18 protein-coding genes are annotated in these 14,154 nt (G+C 58.0%); 3 read left to right on the top strand and 15 right to left on the bottom strand.

The features are described 5' to 3' along the window. The first annotated feature begins 393 nt into the window (after positions 1–393). Together ACVISU_RS28610 and ACVISU_RS28605 are read left to right on the top strand one after the other, a co-directional pair. On the top strand, positions 394–807 hold the full coding sequence (locus ACVISU_RS28610) for an ArsC/Spx/MgsR family protein (protein WP_456709103.1): 414 nt from the start codon (positions 394–396) through the stop codon (positions 805–807). Positions 808–1,260: 453 nt separating this feature from the next. Continuing rightward, complete coding sequence (locus tag ACVISU_RS28605) at positions 1,261–1,992, top strand: OmpW/AlkL family protein (protein ID WP_456709102.1); 732 nt, start codon at positions 1,261–1,263, stop codon at positions 1,990–1,992. A gap of 540 nt (positions 1,993–2,532) precedes the next feature. Here the strand turns inward: ACVISU_RS28605 and ACVISU_RS28600 are convergent. The 8 genes from ACVISU_RS28600 to ACVISU_RS28565 form a co-directional block, all read right to left on the bottom strand. Next, on the bottom strand, positions 2,533–2,880 hold the full coding sequence (locus ACVISU_RS28600) for a (2Fe-2S) ferredoxin domain-containing protein (protein ID WP_456709101.1): 348 nt from the start codon (positions 2,878–2,880) through the stop codon (positions 2,533–2,535). Positions 2,881–4,268: 1,388 nt separating this feature from the next. Next, positions 4,269–4,730, bottom strand: coding sequence for a Rieske (2Fe-2S) protein (locus ACVISU_RS28595; RefSeq protein WP_456709100.1), 462 nt, complete (start codon positions 4,728–4,730; stop codon positions 4,269–4,271). A 7-nt stretch (positions 4,731–4,737) separates the two neighbouring features. Next, entirely contained in the window at positions 4,738–4,959 is a 222-nt protein-coding gene (locus tag ACVISU_RS28590; protein WP_456709099.1) for a hypothetical protein, read from the bottom strand. Between the two features lie 345 nt (positions 4,960–5,304). Next, complete coding sequence (locus tag ACVISU_RS28585) at positions 5,305–6,459, bottom strand: DegT/DnrJ/EryC1/StrS family aminotransferase (RefSeq protein WP_456710922.1); 1,155 nt, start codon at positions 6,457–6,459, stop codon at positions 5,305–5,307. Positions 6,460–6,503: 44 nt separating this feature from the next. Beyond that, entirely contained in the window at positions 6,504–6,773 is a 270-nt protein-coding gene (locus ACVISU_RS28580) for a hypothetical protein (protein WP_456709098.1), read from the bottom strand. Positions 6,774–6,807: 34 nt separating this feature from the next. Next, positions 6,808–7,167, bottom strand: coding sequence for a DUF3024 domain-containing protein (locus ACVISU_RS28575; protein ID WP_456709097.1), 360 nt, complete (start codon positions 7,165–7,167; stop codon positions 6,808–6,810). Positions 7,168–7,182: 15 nt separating this feature from the next. Then, positions 7,183–7,422: a nitrogen fixation protein NifZ gene (locus tag ACVISU_RS28570; protein ID WP_456709096.1), complete on the bottom strand. Its 240-nt coding sequence runs from the start codon at positions 7,420–7,422 to the stop codon at positions 7,183–7,185. Continuing rightward, positions 7,419–7,739 (bottom strand): nitrogen fixation protein NifZ, encoded by a 321-nt coding sequence (locus ACVISU_RS28565; protein WP_456709095.1) that lies wholly within the window; start codon positions 7,737–7,739, stop codon positions 7,419–7,421. Before ACVISU_RS28565 ends, ACVISU_RS28570 begins: the two co-directional genes overlap by 4 nt. Positions 7,740–8,411: 672 nt before the next feature. Between ACVISU_RS28565 and ACVISU_RS28560 the strand changes: the two genes are divergently transcribed. Beyond that, positions 8,412–8,609 (top strand): hypothetical protein, encoded by a 198-nt coding sequence (locus tag ACVISU_RS28560; protein ID WP_456709094.1) that lies wholly within the window; start codon positions 8,412–8,414, stop codon positions 8,607–8,609. 474 nt (positions 8,610–9,083) lie between these two features. On the opposite strand, the gene ACVISU_RS28555 is transcribed toward ACVISU_RS28560, so the two are convergent. The 7 genes from ACVISU_RS28555 to ACVISU_RS28525 all read right to left on the bottom strand — a co-directional run bounded on the left by ACVISU_RS28555 (position 9,084) and on the right by ACVISU_RS28525 (position 14,093). Beyond that, positions 9,084–9,308: a 4Fe-4S binding protein gene (locus ACVISU_RS28555; protein ID WP_456709093.1), complete on the bottom strand. Its 225-nt coding sequence runs from the start codon at positions 9,306–9,308 to the stop codon at positions 9,084–9,086. 9 nt (positions 9,309–9,317) lie between these two features. Next, positions 9,318–10,877, bottom strand: a complete 1,560-nt coding sequence (gene nifB, locus ACVISU_RS28550; protein WP_456709092.1) for a nitrogenase cofactor biosynthesis protein NifB — start codon at positions 10,875–10,877, stop codon at positions 9,318–9,320. Between the two features lie 342 nt (positions 10,878–11,219). Next, on the bottom strand, positions 11,220–11,489 hold the full coding sequence (locus ACVISU_RS28545; protein ID WP_456709091.1) for an SIR2 family protein: 270 nt from the start codon (positions 11,487–11,489) through the stop codon (positions 11,220–11,222). A gap of 26 nt (positions 11,490–11,515) precedes the next feature. Then, positions 11,516–11,944, bottom strand: coding sequence for a hypothetical protein (locus tag ACVISU_RS28540; RefSeq protein ID WP_456709090.1), 429 nt, complete (start codon positions 11,942–11,944; stop codon positions 11,516–11,518). Between the two features lie 102 nt (positions 11,945–12,046). Beyond that, positions 12,047–12,271, bottom strand: coding sequence for a putative nitrogen fixation protein NifT (nifT, locus tag ACVISU_RS28535; protein ID WP_456709089.1), 225 nt, complete (start codon positions 12,269–12,271; stop codon positions 12,047–12,049). Between the two features lie 2 nt (positions 12,272–12,273). Next, positions 12,274–13,473 (bottom strand): cysteine desulfurase NifS, encoded by a 1,200-nt coding sequence (nifS, locus tag ACVISU_RS28530; protein WP_456709088.1) that lies wholly within the window; start codon positions 13,471–13,473, stop codon positions 12,274–12,276. 299 nt (positions 13,474–13,772) lie between these two features. Then, complete coding sequence (locus tag ACVISU_RS28525; RefSeq protein ID WP_456709087.1) at positions 13,773–14,093, bottom strand: HesB/IscA family protein; 321 nt, start codon at positions 14,091–14,093, stop codon at positions 13,773–13,775. Positions 14,094–14,154 lie beyond the last annotated feature (61 nt).

The following is a 14,154-nucleotide window of genomic DNA, read 5'->3' as shown; positions in this document are numbered from 1 at the left end:
AACGCTCATAAGCGCTCCCCAAGTCTTTGATTACATTTGAAAAGCGAGGTGCCCGTGAGTGCGCCTAGCTGTTTTGGAACCTTTCGGTCAGCGCGGCTGTCAGAAAACGAACAAGAGCGGGCAACCGCTGGCGCGAGAAGCCCGTTTGCATGGGCTATCCAATTCTTCAGCCATGGAATGGGACTTGGAATGGTACTTGCTATTCCTCTCGTGAATCGGCTCTCTGGGACTTGAGCAGTGCGACAATGTCGGTTGCGATCCAAACTAACCGGACAGCGGATACCAGCAGCGCTCAGCCAACCGACATTGACGACGATCGGTAAGACCATCGAATGGGCGTAGAACGTAGCAGCCACATGGCAATCCAGCTCGGCCTTCCGACATAGGTATGACATGGCGACAGTCATCTTTTATCAAAAGCCCGGCTGCGCGACCAATACGCGTCAGATTCAAGCGCTCAACGCCGCCGGTCACAACATTATAGCCAAAGATATTTTGACGGAACCATGGACTTCGGACGAATTGCGCCGCTTCTTCGGCAATGCACCGGTCGTTTCCTGGTTCAACCAAGCCGCTTCCCGCATCAAATCAGGCGAAGTCAATCCCGACATGGTCGACGCCCCACGCGCACTAGCGTTGATGTTAGGTGATCCGCTCCTGATACGCAGACCTCTGATCGACGTCGACGGATCACGATGCGCTGGTTTCGATCATGAGCTCGTGCTGTCGCTGCTTGGCCGCAAGGCCCCAGCTGATCTCGAGGGATGTGCGCATGACGCACACGAGACGCGCTGTCTGCAATTGTGAGGCTGGGACAGAACGCTTTGATGTAACGCACCAGAACCAGATTTCCTGCTTCCGGCTTGCTTCGCGATCGCCGATTTTGCCTTCGCTGAGAAGGCCGGCATGGTTGCTCCGTAACACGGATCTCTCCATTTTTCGCCTTGGGTGTGCGCCCCCGATGCGAGGGGTTGCTGCATCGCTACCTTGATCGCGGATGGCCGAGCGGGACTGGTTGGACCAGGGACTCAAGCCAACAAGCAATTCGCTGAAGAGACTGAACTCAGCACAGGCCATGAATCGAACAAGCGATCTGAGCAAAAACAACGACGCTTCGACGGCCGTGCCTCTTATGCAACTCAGCCGTATAATTGCGGTGAGCCTGGCACCTTTTTGATCCGCATCAAATCCTCCGCCGCTCGTCCTGTGTGACAGAGTTCTCGCGCGCCCCATCGCGCGACTATTGGAATGGAGAATTCGATGAGAAAAAACACAATCCTGACGACGACGTCGCTCCTCACGCTCGCGATCTCGTTGGCCAGCATCTCGGCACAGGCTGCGGATCTCGGTCCGGCGCCGGTTTACTACAAGGCGCCTCCGATCGAACCGTTCAATCCATGGATGATCCGCCTGCGGGTGCTCGGCGTTCTGCCGGATACCTCAGGCAGTTCAGTCCACGTCGGCGGGGTGCCCTCACTGTCTTCTCCCAACTCTGGGCTGTCGATCAGCGATCAAGCCATACCGGAGCTCGACATCACCTATTTTTTCACAAAGAACATCGCGGCCGAACTCATTCTCGGTGTGACCCGCCATCAGATCAGCGGCACTGGCGCGCTTACTGGACACGATATCGGCAAAGCCTGGCTATTGCCGCCGACGCTGACGCTGCAATATCACTTTACAGATTTCGGCCCACTTAAGCCTTATATCGGCGCAGGCATCAACTACACCGCATTCTTCAATCAGTCGGCTGCCAATACGTCGTTCGCCGGCCTTACCGTGACCGATCTGCGCATCAGCAACCAGTTCGGCGCGGCAGTTCAATTCGGCTTCGATTACATGCTTGACCGTCATTGGGGCCTCAACTTCGACGTGAAGAAACTGTGGCTGCGACCGAACTATTCTGCGACCGTAAACAATGCGATTCCCGTCTACGGGCGTGCCAATATCGACCCATGGCTCATCAGCGGCGGCATCGCTTACAAGTTCTGACGTCAGGACAGAATCCAGAGAAGAAGACCAGGTTGATCAATCCGGACGCGGCGAGCCGTCGAGCGCGTCCTTCAACCGCACCGCAGTGCGTCCGCGAGCGAGATGGCGTGTCAAAGACGCGTCGTCTCGCGAAGAAAGTGAGCGACATCCACACCTTGGCTTACCCCGTGTCGCGTACAGATCCGACAGCTATCAAAGAAATACGTTCTTGCTTTGTCAGGCGTTGCGACGGCGCCAGTTGCCGATCGGGGCCGGAAATTTTCAAGGCGGTGCGTTGCGCCGTGACAATGACCGTCTGACAAGGGAGTTGACGCTCAAGGTTCAGGGCCCGGGCACGAGCAGCGCTCTAATCTGGGCCCCATCTTACCGAACGTCTCAAAGAGCGCCTTAACGATAAGCTCCATGACGTGCTGCTCGCACGCCCTGACGCCTGAAGGCCGCCCGGTCATCCTGAGCAGACCGACGCGCCGAGGGGACAGCTCATCGACGGAGAAGCTGTCCATGCTCGATTGCCCGGCCAAGCGGCGCGAAGCAAGGCGTTTAGCTGCGCTTTAGCACCATTACGAGGCGGTCGACTCGTTTGCCCTCCTTGAGATGGGACTGCAGGATTTCGTCAACGTCCTCCGGCGTAGTCGCGCGGTACCAGATCCCGTCCGGATATATGACCATCAAGGGACCGGAGTTACAATAGCCGAGGCAGCCAGCCATCGTGAAACCGATATCATTAAGCCCTTGCGCTTCGATCGCCTTGCCCATTCGATCCCACAATGCTTGCGCGCCAGAGGCGCCGCAACTGCCGTGCGGATGGGTAGGTGGACGCTGCGTGTTGCAGGCAAAGACGTGATGCCTATAAATTTGGGGGAGCTCGAATTCGGTTTCTGAATCCATGTGCTTATCCTGTGATCGGTGCGAGTGCTCCGAAAGAGACATGGCCCCGGGCTCGCATCGCCCTCACAGTGTCTCTTGCTGTTGAACGCCGCAACGATCGATTGATGTTACTGATTTCGACGCGCGCCCCGGGAACGCAGGCGAAATGAGCTAACGCGACACTAAATTTAATCGCTGACGATCAGCGACGGATGACGACTCACGTGCGGCACAATTTTCCTGATTCGCTTCAACGTCTTCTCCTATCATCGCAATCTCTTCGCTCCTTCATTGCTCAATGGTCCGGTAGCTCCAAAGCAAGTTCCACACCAGATGCACAATCCTCGCGTTTTTACGACGATCTCTTGTTCTACCAAGGCGCTTCTCATCGTTGATGCTGGAGTTCCGACAATGTCGTTTCTTCTTCTGTTTTGGACAGAACAATCGTTGGCTTCGCGTTTGACGCTCTCCATTCTTCCTGGGCCTTTCGCACCCAGATATGCGGCAGTTGCGATCGCCCCGTTTCGGCCGTTTCATGATCATGTCGTAACAAGCTTCGACAGGCCTATGCCGCTTTTCCAGCGGTGGGCGATGGGCTTTTGAAATCCGACGCCCTGCTCAGCCTTGGCGTGATCGGCTAGCTGCATCATCGGCGCGAGCCACCGTATCCGTTCGCCCAACACTGCATGATGCGCGCCAGCGTTGCCGGATTTCTTTACCTCAACAAGATAGCGCCTGTCGCGAAAGACCAGTCAGGAGTGATCGCGGATCTGCGTTCAAGGTCATTGTTTAGGCTTGCATGGACTTGATCGGCCGCGGCAACACAGCGGTCCCGGATCGCGCCCACAGCCGTGCACGATACCGTCAAGGCGCACTTGCCGCCTAACTGTCGAACAGCGAACACGTGTTGATTCATACATGCGTCCGTAAACTGGCGGCGCCCACTGAGGAGCCGAGCGCTATATATTGAGAGGTCACATTAAGGCGTTTGGCATCGCACTTGCAGCCCAGGCACCAAGCCAGCCATGGCGGAAGGCCAAAAGCTTCGGACACAGGATCGTCATTGTTCCTCCCAAACGATCCTGTCAGTCTGGGTCTCCCCATTCTCGCAGCCCAGGCGGTGTCCTCGGCGGACTTCCAGCCGCCGAGGACATTTTCTTGAACTGTTCTATCGGCCGGCAGCAAAAACCATGTCCCGCCTACCAGGTCCGTTTGGCGAGTTGACGTAAGAGCAGCCTTTTGTTGTTGCGGCGGAGCTCGCCGGGTGTCTGGCAGCAATGCGTTGGATTGCCGTTTGCTCTGACAAGCTAAGAAAGCGTAATACCCATCTGCACCAGCGCTCAGGAGCGACGATTTCGTCCTCTGATAAAATTCCTCAGACAACTTGAACAACAGCCAATGATCCGCCGCTAATCGGGATGGATCGTGATATCCATTGTTTCTTCGCTGTCCTCGAAGCACTCGGAAGCCCGATCCTGCTCCAGCAGCTTGACGCCGCATAGGCAAACGTCACCTTCGATCACGGCGAGCGCAACCGGCTCAAGCGCTTGTCCTTTGCAAGGACCATCGATGCACACTCCGGTTTCGATCTCGAACCTTGCACCGTGCCGGCCGCATCGGAGAAAAGAGCGGTCTGCCGAGAAAAACTCGCCAGAGCCGATGTTGAGCCAGACGCCGTCATGCGGACAACGGTTGACATAGCCAAGATAGTCATTGCCGAAGGTGCGCACCACAATAATGGAAAACAGCCGGCTCTCGCCGCTGTCATCGATACGCGACAGGCTAAAGCCCCTGGCGCCACTCCGCTCGATGGCATCGGCCGGACAGACGGCAAAAACCTCGATCTGATCGCGCATTGGGTTCCCGATCATCGCTTGGTCATCCCGGCCTCGCGGTTTCCTGCTTGAAGGCTTCGATCGTAGTGCGGCTCAGTCGGAAAATGCCACGGCCACGAGCGAGCGGCCGATATGCGGAGCTAGCGCGGGCATTGAGGACTTCAAACCATTGGTTCGGCGTGAGCTTTGCCGGGCGCTCGCTGATCTGGACCACTCTTCCGTTCGGAGCGAAGCGGACGTGAATGATGACTTCTTGTACGTTCATAGTAATCTCTGTTTGACTAACTCGAGACTGCCCAGCCGAAACCGAGGACGGCGTGCTCAGATTCGAGCACCTTGGCGCGTAGGCCTTAAGCCACGGCGTGGGCACGGCACTTTGCGACGATCGAGCATGTTTTCTGCGAGCGCGAGGCTGGCGCATTTCTTCCACAGCATCCCGAACCGTACAAGATGCAGCGGCATGCGGCGTACTCCGCATTTACACGGATCGCTATCTGCCCGCGGAGCATCGCATGACATGCGCTCGGTTAATTTCTCATCTCGCGCGCACCCAAAGCTCGGATTGTGCTCAATCAGTCCTCCTCCTTTCATGTGGTGCATAACGATCATCTCAGTAGATCGCCGCACCTGCGCCCACGTTGATCGAGGCATCTTTCATGGTCTCCACGATAAACGCGATCTGCTTGTTCGCGAGATGGGTGTGAAGCGGAAGCGCTAAAGCGCGATCGGCGACCTTTTCCGTAACCGGGAAATCGCCACGGCGATAACCGAGGTCATAATAGTGGCGTTGCAAATGCAACGGTTGGCTGTAGGCAGCGGATTGAACCTGGGCGGCGCGCAGATCATTGACAATGGCGTCCCGACCGGATCGCGTGAAGCGTGCACCCAATTGAACGAGATAAAGCATCCAGTTCACATCCGTCACATCGGGACCGACATAAGGCGGCTTGATGCCCTCAAATGACTGGATATGTGCGTTATAGAGCTGCTCGATGAGCCGACGCCGCTCCAGGATTTCATCGAGACGCTTCAGCTGCGCCAGCCCCAAGGCAGCCGTGAGATCGCTCATGCCAGCCTGGTAAGGTGCTGTGCTCGCGACGACAACTGAGAATCGCTCCTCCAGGCGGTGGGCGCGATGGCGGCGCAACCGAACCGCAATATCGATGTCATCCGTCACCACCATTGCGCCTTCACCGCAGCTTAGGGCCACCGGCTGGGCAAAGTCGAACACGGCCAGGTCGCCAAATCGGCCGACGAGCTCCCCCTTGTAACTCGATCCGATCGCCTCGGTAGAATCCTCCAAAAGCAGCAGCCGGTGGCGCTGTGCGACCGTCCGTAGTTCTGCCCATGGCGCAGGATGACCGTTCGGATTGGCGGCGACAATCGCCCGCGTGCTGGCCGTAATCCTCTCCTCGACCTTCGCGGGAACCAATGTTCCCGACCAATAGTCGACGTCGGCAAATACCACCCGTGCCCCTGCAAGACTGATGGCATGCGCTGTCTCGCGAAAGGCGTAGGGCGAGGCGATGACCTCGTGCCCTGCTCCGATCCCGAGCGCCTTCAGTGCAAGCAGGAGCCCAATAGTACCACTCGAAACCGCAACGGCATGTTTGCGGCCCAGATAAGCCGCGAAACCCTGCTCGAACGCCTCAGTGATCCGTCCACTGGAGATCTGCGACGAACACAGCAGGGTTTCCACTGCAGAGAGCTCAGCGACGGTAATATCCGGGTCCGACAGTGGGATGAAGGATACATTATTCTCCAGATTGTGAGCGCCACAGCACGGATGCCCTGCAAGCTCAGTACCGCTCACTGCGCAGCGTCTCTTTTGGCCAATATGATGCCAGTCGCCCGCGCCGGATCGGCCGTAAGCTGCACGCAGTGATCCGATCCATCGATCAGATGGAGATCGAAACGTACAAACTGCCGGAATGGCTGATCAGTGATATCCGACGCATCGCAGCGCACACAAGCAAGCTGCGGAAACCGGCGCCGCAGCTCGACAAACGGCTCCTCCTCGGCCCTGTCGACCGCAAGCAGCTGCTCGATTTCAATCAATACCTGCGTAGTGAGCGTCATCGCGGCTCCTCTGAGACCCCTCAAAAGCCGCCCCTCATTGCCAGAACAGATGCTCCGGATCCGCGTTCAATTCCTCGATCGCTGAAGTCAGGCGGTGATATAGGCTGTAAAATTCCCAGATTCCTTGGGCGTGGTTCTTGCAAAACACCTTCCAGATTCCGCTCACGCCATCATAGAGAATCAGCGCGACGTCGATTAGAGCGCCCTCCTTGTCAATATTGCGCGAGCAACAAGGGCTCTCGACGAGGTAGCCGCCCTTCACCGGCGTCACCTTCGGCGAGACGTAGAGATAGCGCGTGCGGGAGCTCAAGCTGCGCTCGATCCGCCTGCGATCAAGCTCGTTGGGGTGCGCCACCAGCCCGGTCTTGACCTTCCTCATCAGCCCGGCATTCATCGCAAAAGCCTCCCTTCAAAGAACTGTGATTTCTTCTTCAAGACAGCCGATGAGCAGCCGCTCTCCAAAATCGACAGTATAGATCGGCACGTTCGCCTCGGTATGGATGGCAACCCTGATGATCTCTCCAACCACTCCGGCGCCGAGCAAGACGCCGTCAGGCTTCGCATTGGGAAAAGAGCCGTCGTTGATGATATCGACTGCGGTCTTAACCCGCTGGCCTCGCCGATATTTTGGAAAGCCGGGTTCACTCATGACACGGCGTCTTCCGGCAATGGCAGATCATCGACCTCCCCGCTGCCATTCACTGGCTCGAGTTCCTTGCGCTTCATGCCAACGCGGTAGCCGCTTTCCAGAAACTCGACACCGTAGATGTAGAACTGCTGCAGGAATGTGCCGATCGAGATGACGTAACCGATCTCACCCTTCTTGACCAAGATGTCGCCAATCTCCTTGCCACGAAAGGTACCATCATTCCGGATCGTGCGATTGGCTCGCACCTTTTGGCTAAAACTGAAGACAGGCGGCTCGTCGAGCTCGACGACGTCGCTGTCGCGAACAATACCGCTCATGTAGCGCTCCTCATGCATCGCTCGCTGGCAGACATGCCGGGGGTGCCGCCCAGCCCGACCAGGAGACATCTTTCACGATTGTGCTCATCCCTCGCCGCACTCAGCCAATTCGTCCACCGCAATGCGGTTCGCCAGTTCGTGTCGACGTGCTGACCAGGATGTCGCTGTACTCGTGCCCCGAGTGACAGCCGTTCTGCGATATCTAGCCGCGCTCTAGCGTATCTGCCCGTAGCTACGCCAAGTAGCCCAGCAACGGCAGCGCGACGCGGCACGATATGGCGAAACTGGACGTCCTTGGCAGAGACCGATTGATTGCGGAGCTGCGCGGCGAAGTGGCGCACGAGAGTGTCGCCAGCTCCTTGTCGGTCAGCATCGGCATCATTTCCCGGTATGAAACGATCTTCCGGCTTGGACCACGAGGCTTGTATAGCCGTCAAGCATCGACAATAAGAGAACGGCATTAGCCTGCGTGGACACGATCGCTCGGACCTCGACGTCTGCGCGCCAAGCGCCGCCGTTGATGAGCGCGGGATTCCGCTAGGAGAACTTCTGGAGACGTTGCCGGCACGATCATTTGCGCAAATAGCCGGACGCCGGCAGTAGCAGCCCTTCTTGCGCGACGGACGGGCGCAGGCACGGTAATTGCAGTGATGCTCCGGGGCGGCGTTGCCAATGTGGTCGATCATCGGATTGGCTGCTCCGCTCAAGGACGTCCGCGAACGATTCGGCACCGATCGTGTCAGTCGGTTCGAGTTCGAACAGCTTGCTGGCGGCCTCGTCCCTTCTTCCAGATTGCCGGCCCATATCGGGAGGCCGGTGAAGTCCTTCAACCTGGAGGGATGCAACCGCGGCATGATGATATCGGCGTGATCAAAAGCAGCATCAGTCACGCTAACCGTCCACCGGTCTTGGCCCGGGACTTCGCCGAACAAAGTACGCGCGATCAGCGCTCCCTGACCGGCAGATGGCGACCTGGCTGCTGCCTCGAAGGTCATCGGCAGCTTCGCTCGCCCGGCCCATTTCGCGATGTTGCGGGTCGGTAAGGCTGATACCGCCGGGCATGCACGGATCGGCGTGGCCTCGTCAGTCACGTCAACGATAGCCGCGCCGCCTAGAAGCCTACGCTCGCAGTTGAGAGGCGTTTTTGGCGCGCAGCGCCAGATGAAATGCCTGCCGGCGCTCCGCTGCCAGCGAGCAACAGCACGATCGCGAGGACATCCGCAGCAGTCGCCTTCGCGAAGGAATGTGCGAAGGTCGAGACCTGCGGTGTTGAAAAAGCGCCGCGCGACGTTTGCAACGCTTTCAGCCCCAGCTCTTGGCATGCCGTTCATGGAAGCTCGCGTTCTAGGCTGGCGCCTGATAGCGGGGCAAGGAGTTGTCAATTACGCAGGTATCGTCGACCGGACAGGCCGCGGCGCATTGCGGCTCGTCGAAATGGCCAACACATTCGGTGCATTTCGTCGCTTCAATGACAAAGCTTCCTCCCTTTTCCGAGATGGCCACGTTTGGGCACGAGGGTTCGCAAGCTGAGCAACTGGTACATCGAGAGGCGATGATCTTGAATGGCATATACCCCCCTTACGCCGCGGAGATCAGAGCTCCCTGGCGGATCGCGGCGTCGCCCCGCCTCTCATGCTGGACATCACCGCTCTTCACCTTGTCGAGATAGGACCTGAACCAGGCGATCGTCGACTTCTCGATGAACTCATGCGCGTATTGATCAACCGGCTCGATCCCGGCCTTGATCAGGTTGCTTTTTGGGCAGCCGCCGATCTTGGCCACGAACACCGCATGGCAGTCATGGATGCCACGGATGATGGTCGAAAGCCTGTCCTCCTCGCCATAACCCTCCTGGCAGTAGACGTCGACGCGACGGTGACCGATGAATTTGGCGCCGGATGTAGAAAGTTCGTATACTTGGAATTCCTTTGCATGCCCAAAGTGCTCGTTGATGAGTCCCGAGCCCTTGGTTGCGACCGCCACCAGAACCGTGATCGCGTTCGTCTCGTCGGCGAACTGTGTAAGCTCTTGTTGGTGGGCCACGACGCTGGCGGCCCGCTCGTCCTCTACCCTGTCTTGATAAGCCTTGCGCGTAGCAAGGTCATATTTGACGTCCATTTTCATGATCTGATCGGTACTAAACTCTGCGCTGCGATCCTCTCCGATCAATCCGACAGCATCAGCGCGGCACTGGCGACAATGCCGCATGATGTTCATCTTCCCTTCACAAGCATCCTGCAGCGTCTTCAATTCCTGCGCCGTCGGCCCGCGTTGACCGTTTAGGCCAAACACTGTGCCGTGCTCAGGCGCGGAGATCAGCGGCATGATATTGTGCAGGAAGGCACCGCGCGCCTTCACCGCCTTGTTGACCTCGACGAGATGCTGATCGTTGATGTGGGGGATCATCACCGAGTTGACCTTGCACAGTATACCCCGTTCGCTAAGCATCTGCAGGCCTTGCAGCTGACGGTTGGTGAGTATCCTCGCCGCTTCGATGCCGATGTAGCGTTTATGGTTGAAGAAGATCCAAGGATAGATCTTGGCGCCGATTTCGGGATCGATCGTGTTGATAGTGATGGTGACGTGGTCGATTTTGGACCTGACGATCGTGTCAACATGGTCCGGCAGAGCCAGTCCGTTGGTCGACAGACATAGCTTGATGTCGGGCGCCGCCTTGGCGACCAGTTCGAATGTCTTGAACGTCTTTTCTGGATTGGCGAGAGCATCGCCGGGACCAGCGATGCCGAGCACGGTCATCTGTGGAATGGTGGTCGCGACCACCAGCGCTTTTCTCACGGCCTGCTCGGGGGTAAGCTTTTCGCTCACCACGCCCGGGCGAGATTCATTGGCGCAGTCATATTTGCGATTGCAGTAGTTGCACTGGATATTGCAGGCTGGCGCGACCGCCACATGCATGCGGGCGTAATGATGATGCGCTTCTTCGCTGTAGCAGGGATGGTTCTTCACCTTTTCCCAGATTTCGCTCGGCAGATCGCCTTGGCTTGTCTGTGACCCGCAGCCTGCTTGGGCTGTCTTGGCTGCGGTGCGACAGCCCTTATGCTCGGCGGCAGACTGCATCATCGTGCCGTTATCCAGCGCAGCTTTGGCGTATCCGCCGCTCCCCACGACCGCATTCATTCTCTTTCTTCCCCGCAGGCACATTGGCTTCCCAGGACCATCCGTGAGCGAGCCTCAAGACGAGGCGTAGCAACTCACATGCCACGGCGCAGAAGACGACATTTGGCCAGCATGTCATGGCGTTAGCCGGCCCGACCGACGTTGAGACATGTAAGAGCGGCAATGATACGCTTGTTAAGAATGCGACAGATACGTCCTCATCCTCACTCAGAACTCTGCGGGCTGGCGCATCAATTATGGTGCCAAAGCGCGCGCAACACCCGGCTTCATCTGAGCGGGCGTTTCGTGCATCACGCCATCTCACAACTGGCGATACCAGTTGGGCTATCGAGCTTCACACATCTAACGCGTGAGCAGTATCTCAACCGCGCAAGGGAGCCGAATCGCAAGTGGCGCCAGACCTTGTTCGAGTAGAAAGCGGAGCTCGTTGCGCAACAGCGTATCCGGATCGACGATCGCATAGTGGGCGCCACCCGAGCGCTTGACAATCTGCCGCGCATAGCTGCGCAACAGCTGGTCGTTAAAGCGACAGCCGATGAAAAGAAAGGTCCGTCCGCTCCGCCTTTCCTTGATGATGTCCAGAATTGGCGTCTGAATGTCGATCTCGGTCAAGGCCTCGACATAGTCAGGATCGGAGATCAGGAAGTGTTGGCCGGGTGCACGCTGCCATGCGGCTTAAAGAGCACCGTCGCCCAGCTGCCGGCCACGGCATTGTCGACCTCTTGGCCAGAGGACTCATAGAAGCGATACCAACGATTCTCGCCAATGCCGGCACGGGTAATACCCTGCACTTCACCCCATCCCTCGCGCTTGCCCAGCGCGGCGCGCATCGCCCCATCGGACCATGCATCGACGATGACGGGCGGCGACAGGGACGCGAAATGATGATGTAACGGCGTCGGCTCCGCTGATCGAGCGAAGGCCTGCACCATCAATGTCGTCAGCGTAAAGCGATGTTTGCTGACCTCGATATGCTGCGCCGACGCCCACGCATTGCCTTTGGTCCGACGAGGCAGCGCAATCTTGCTGGCGAAGAAGTCGGCAAGCGCCTCCGGCGTGGCCGGCACATCGCTAGGGCACCACGCGCGCAGCCCTTAACCCGGCAGCGATGTCGACGAGAGTGGTCTTGGCATCGGCGGCATCGACAAAGTCGATCCGCCGAGGCCCCTTCACGGACCCTCTCCGTCCGCGCTCCGCCTTTTTGCATCGATTGTGATCGGTAATTTAGTATCGCTCGCCATTTTGGGCAAATCGAGTACCCAGCCATTGGCTATTTTGATCCACCCGCCCCAGAGCGTCTCATATTCGGACTCGACGATCGGCTCTTCGAGATCTTTCTTTGGTACGTAGATCGACAGGCCTGCCTCTGGAGACCGGCGGATCATGATTTTCACATTCAACTCCTTGCCTGAGTGCTATGGCTGGCCACACGCGTAGACTCCCGCGAGACGGCGCGCAGGCGAGCCACGATGTCGGACACGGCGCACACGACCTCGTCGACCTCCGCGAATGAGGTTTCTCGCGATAGCGAGAAGCGCACCGCACCGCGCATGCTCCACGCCGGCACCTGCATGGCCTGCAAGACATGCGATGGCTCCATTGAGCCCGCATTGCAGGCTGATCCGAGCGACACGGCAATGCCGGCCCGATTGAGATGGTGGGCGATTGCTTCGCCTTCGAGGTGGTCGAAGGCAATATTGGTCGTGTTCGCTAAACGGTTGCTGATATCGCCGAGCGGAATGCACTCGCCAATGTGTAGTATTCCCTGCTCCAGACGGTCGCGCAACGCAGCAATGCGCACGCGCTCCGGTTCGAGCCGTTCCGCCGCAAGCTCTGCAGCCTTTCCAAGTCCAACGATTGCGGGAACATTCTCCGTTCCGCCGCGGCGCCGCCGTTCCTGTGATCCGCCCCAGATGAGGGGCCGGAACTTTGTCCCCTTGCGCAAATATAGCGCGCCGATGCCTTTGGGCCCATGCAGTTTGTGTGCGGATAGCGACAGCATGTCGATCGCGCTGTCCTTGAGGTCTACGCGCGTCTTGCCGACGACCTGGACCGCATCGGTGTGAAACAACGCGCCTGCCTCATGGGTCAACCCTGCAAGAAACTCGACGGGAAATATCGTACCGGTCTCGTTGTTGGCCCACATAACGGAGACAATCGCTGTCCGTGGCCCAAGCGCGTTGCGAAACGCCTCGATATCGAGCCGGCCGCGGGAATCTACCGGTACGACGTGCGTCTTGACTCCTCTTGTCGCCAATTGCTCGGTTAGCGCAAGAACGGCAGAGTGCTCGACCGAGGTGGTAACGATTTCGTCGCGACTTTCCTCGGTCTCAAGTGCGGAGTGAATCGCGGCATTGTTGGCCTCGGTCCCTCCCGAGGTGAAAACGATCTCATGATCGTAAGCGCAGCCTAGCAACTCCCGTAAGCTACGCCGAGCCTGCTTCAAGGCGACTGCAACCTCGCCGCCAAAGGCATGCGTGGATGAGGCGTTGCCAAATTGCTCGGTAAAGAACGGCAACATGGCTTGCACAACAGATGGATCGGTCCGCGTCGTTGCATTATTGTCGAGGTAAATCGGCACTTGAATTCCGCTCAATCTAGTATCTCGCCGACAGCCGCAACCGGGACGAAACGAACGCATTCGCCGATTTTTTCGACCAGCCTCGTCTGAACGCGGTCACCGTCAGTCTAGGCCGCTTACGGAACGCGGATGCGTCATACAGACTGCCGATGGTGCTGTGGCTATTGGTTCCAATGAGCCGACAGTTGCTACAATCGCCATGCAGATCCACTTGCATCTGTCCGATTGCGTCGCGAATGCAACGCTCTCTTGCAGCGACCGATGATTGCCATAATTGTTCCGGTTCCGCCAACATGCAGCGATGTTCGTCTTCGTCAGCTGAACGATTTTCCGCAGGAGCAGCTCACGGTAGCGTTCGGGTTTTGAAAGGTGAAACCGGAGCGATCCGGCGCCAAGACGAAATCAATGGTCGTGCCGATCAGATGCTCATGGCTCTTGCTGTCGACAAATACCTTCAGACCGCCGCATTCGATCACGGTGTCACCGAGCGTCGGCACCTCGGCCAAGCCCATATTGTATTTGAACCCATTGCAGCCGCCTGCTTCGACCATAATGCGCAGGCCGCCGGTCGGGTGCATCGATGATGCCATCGCGCCTCTGATTGCACTCACCGCGCTATCTGTCAGGTTGATCATGGTCTACCTCTCAAGAGCTTAGTCTGCCTGACAATGGCAAGTCATGTGCCAGCGTGCACAA

The organism is Bradyrhizobium sp. USDA 4452, from assembly GCF_054063575.1.
The sequence above is the reverse complement of the archived record's forward strand: the minus strand, read 5'-3'. Positions and strand labels throughout refer to the sequence as shown.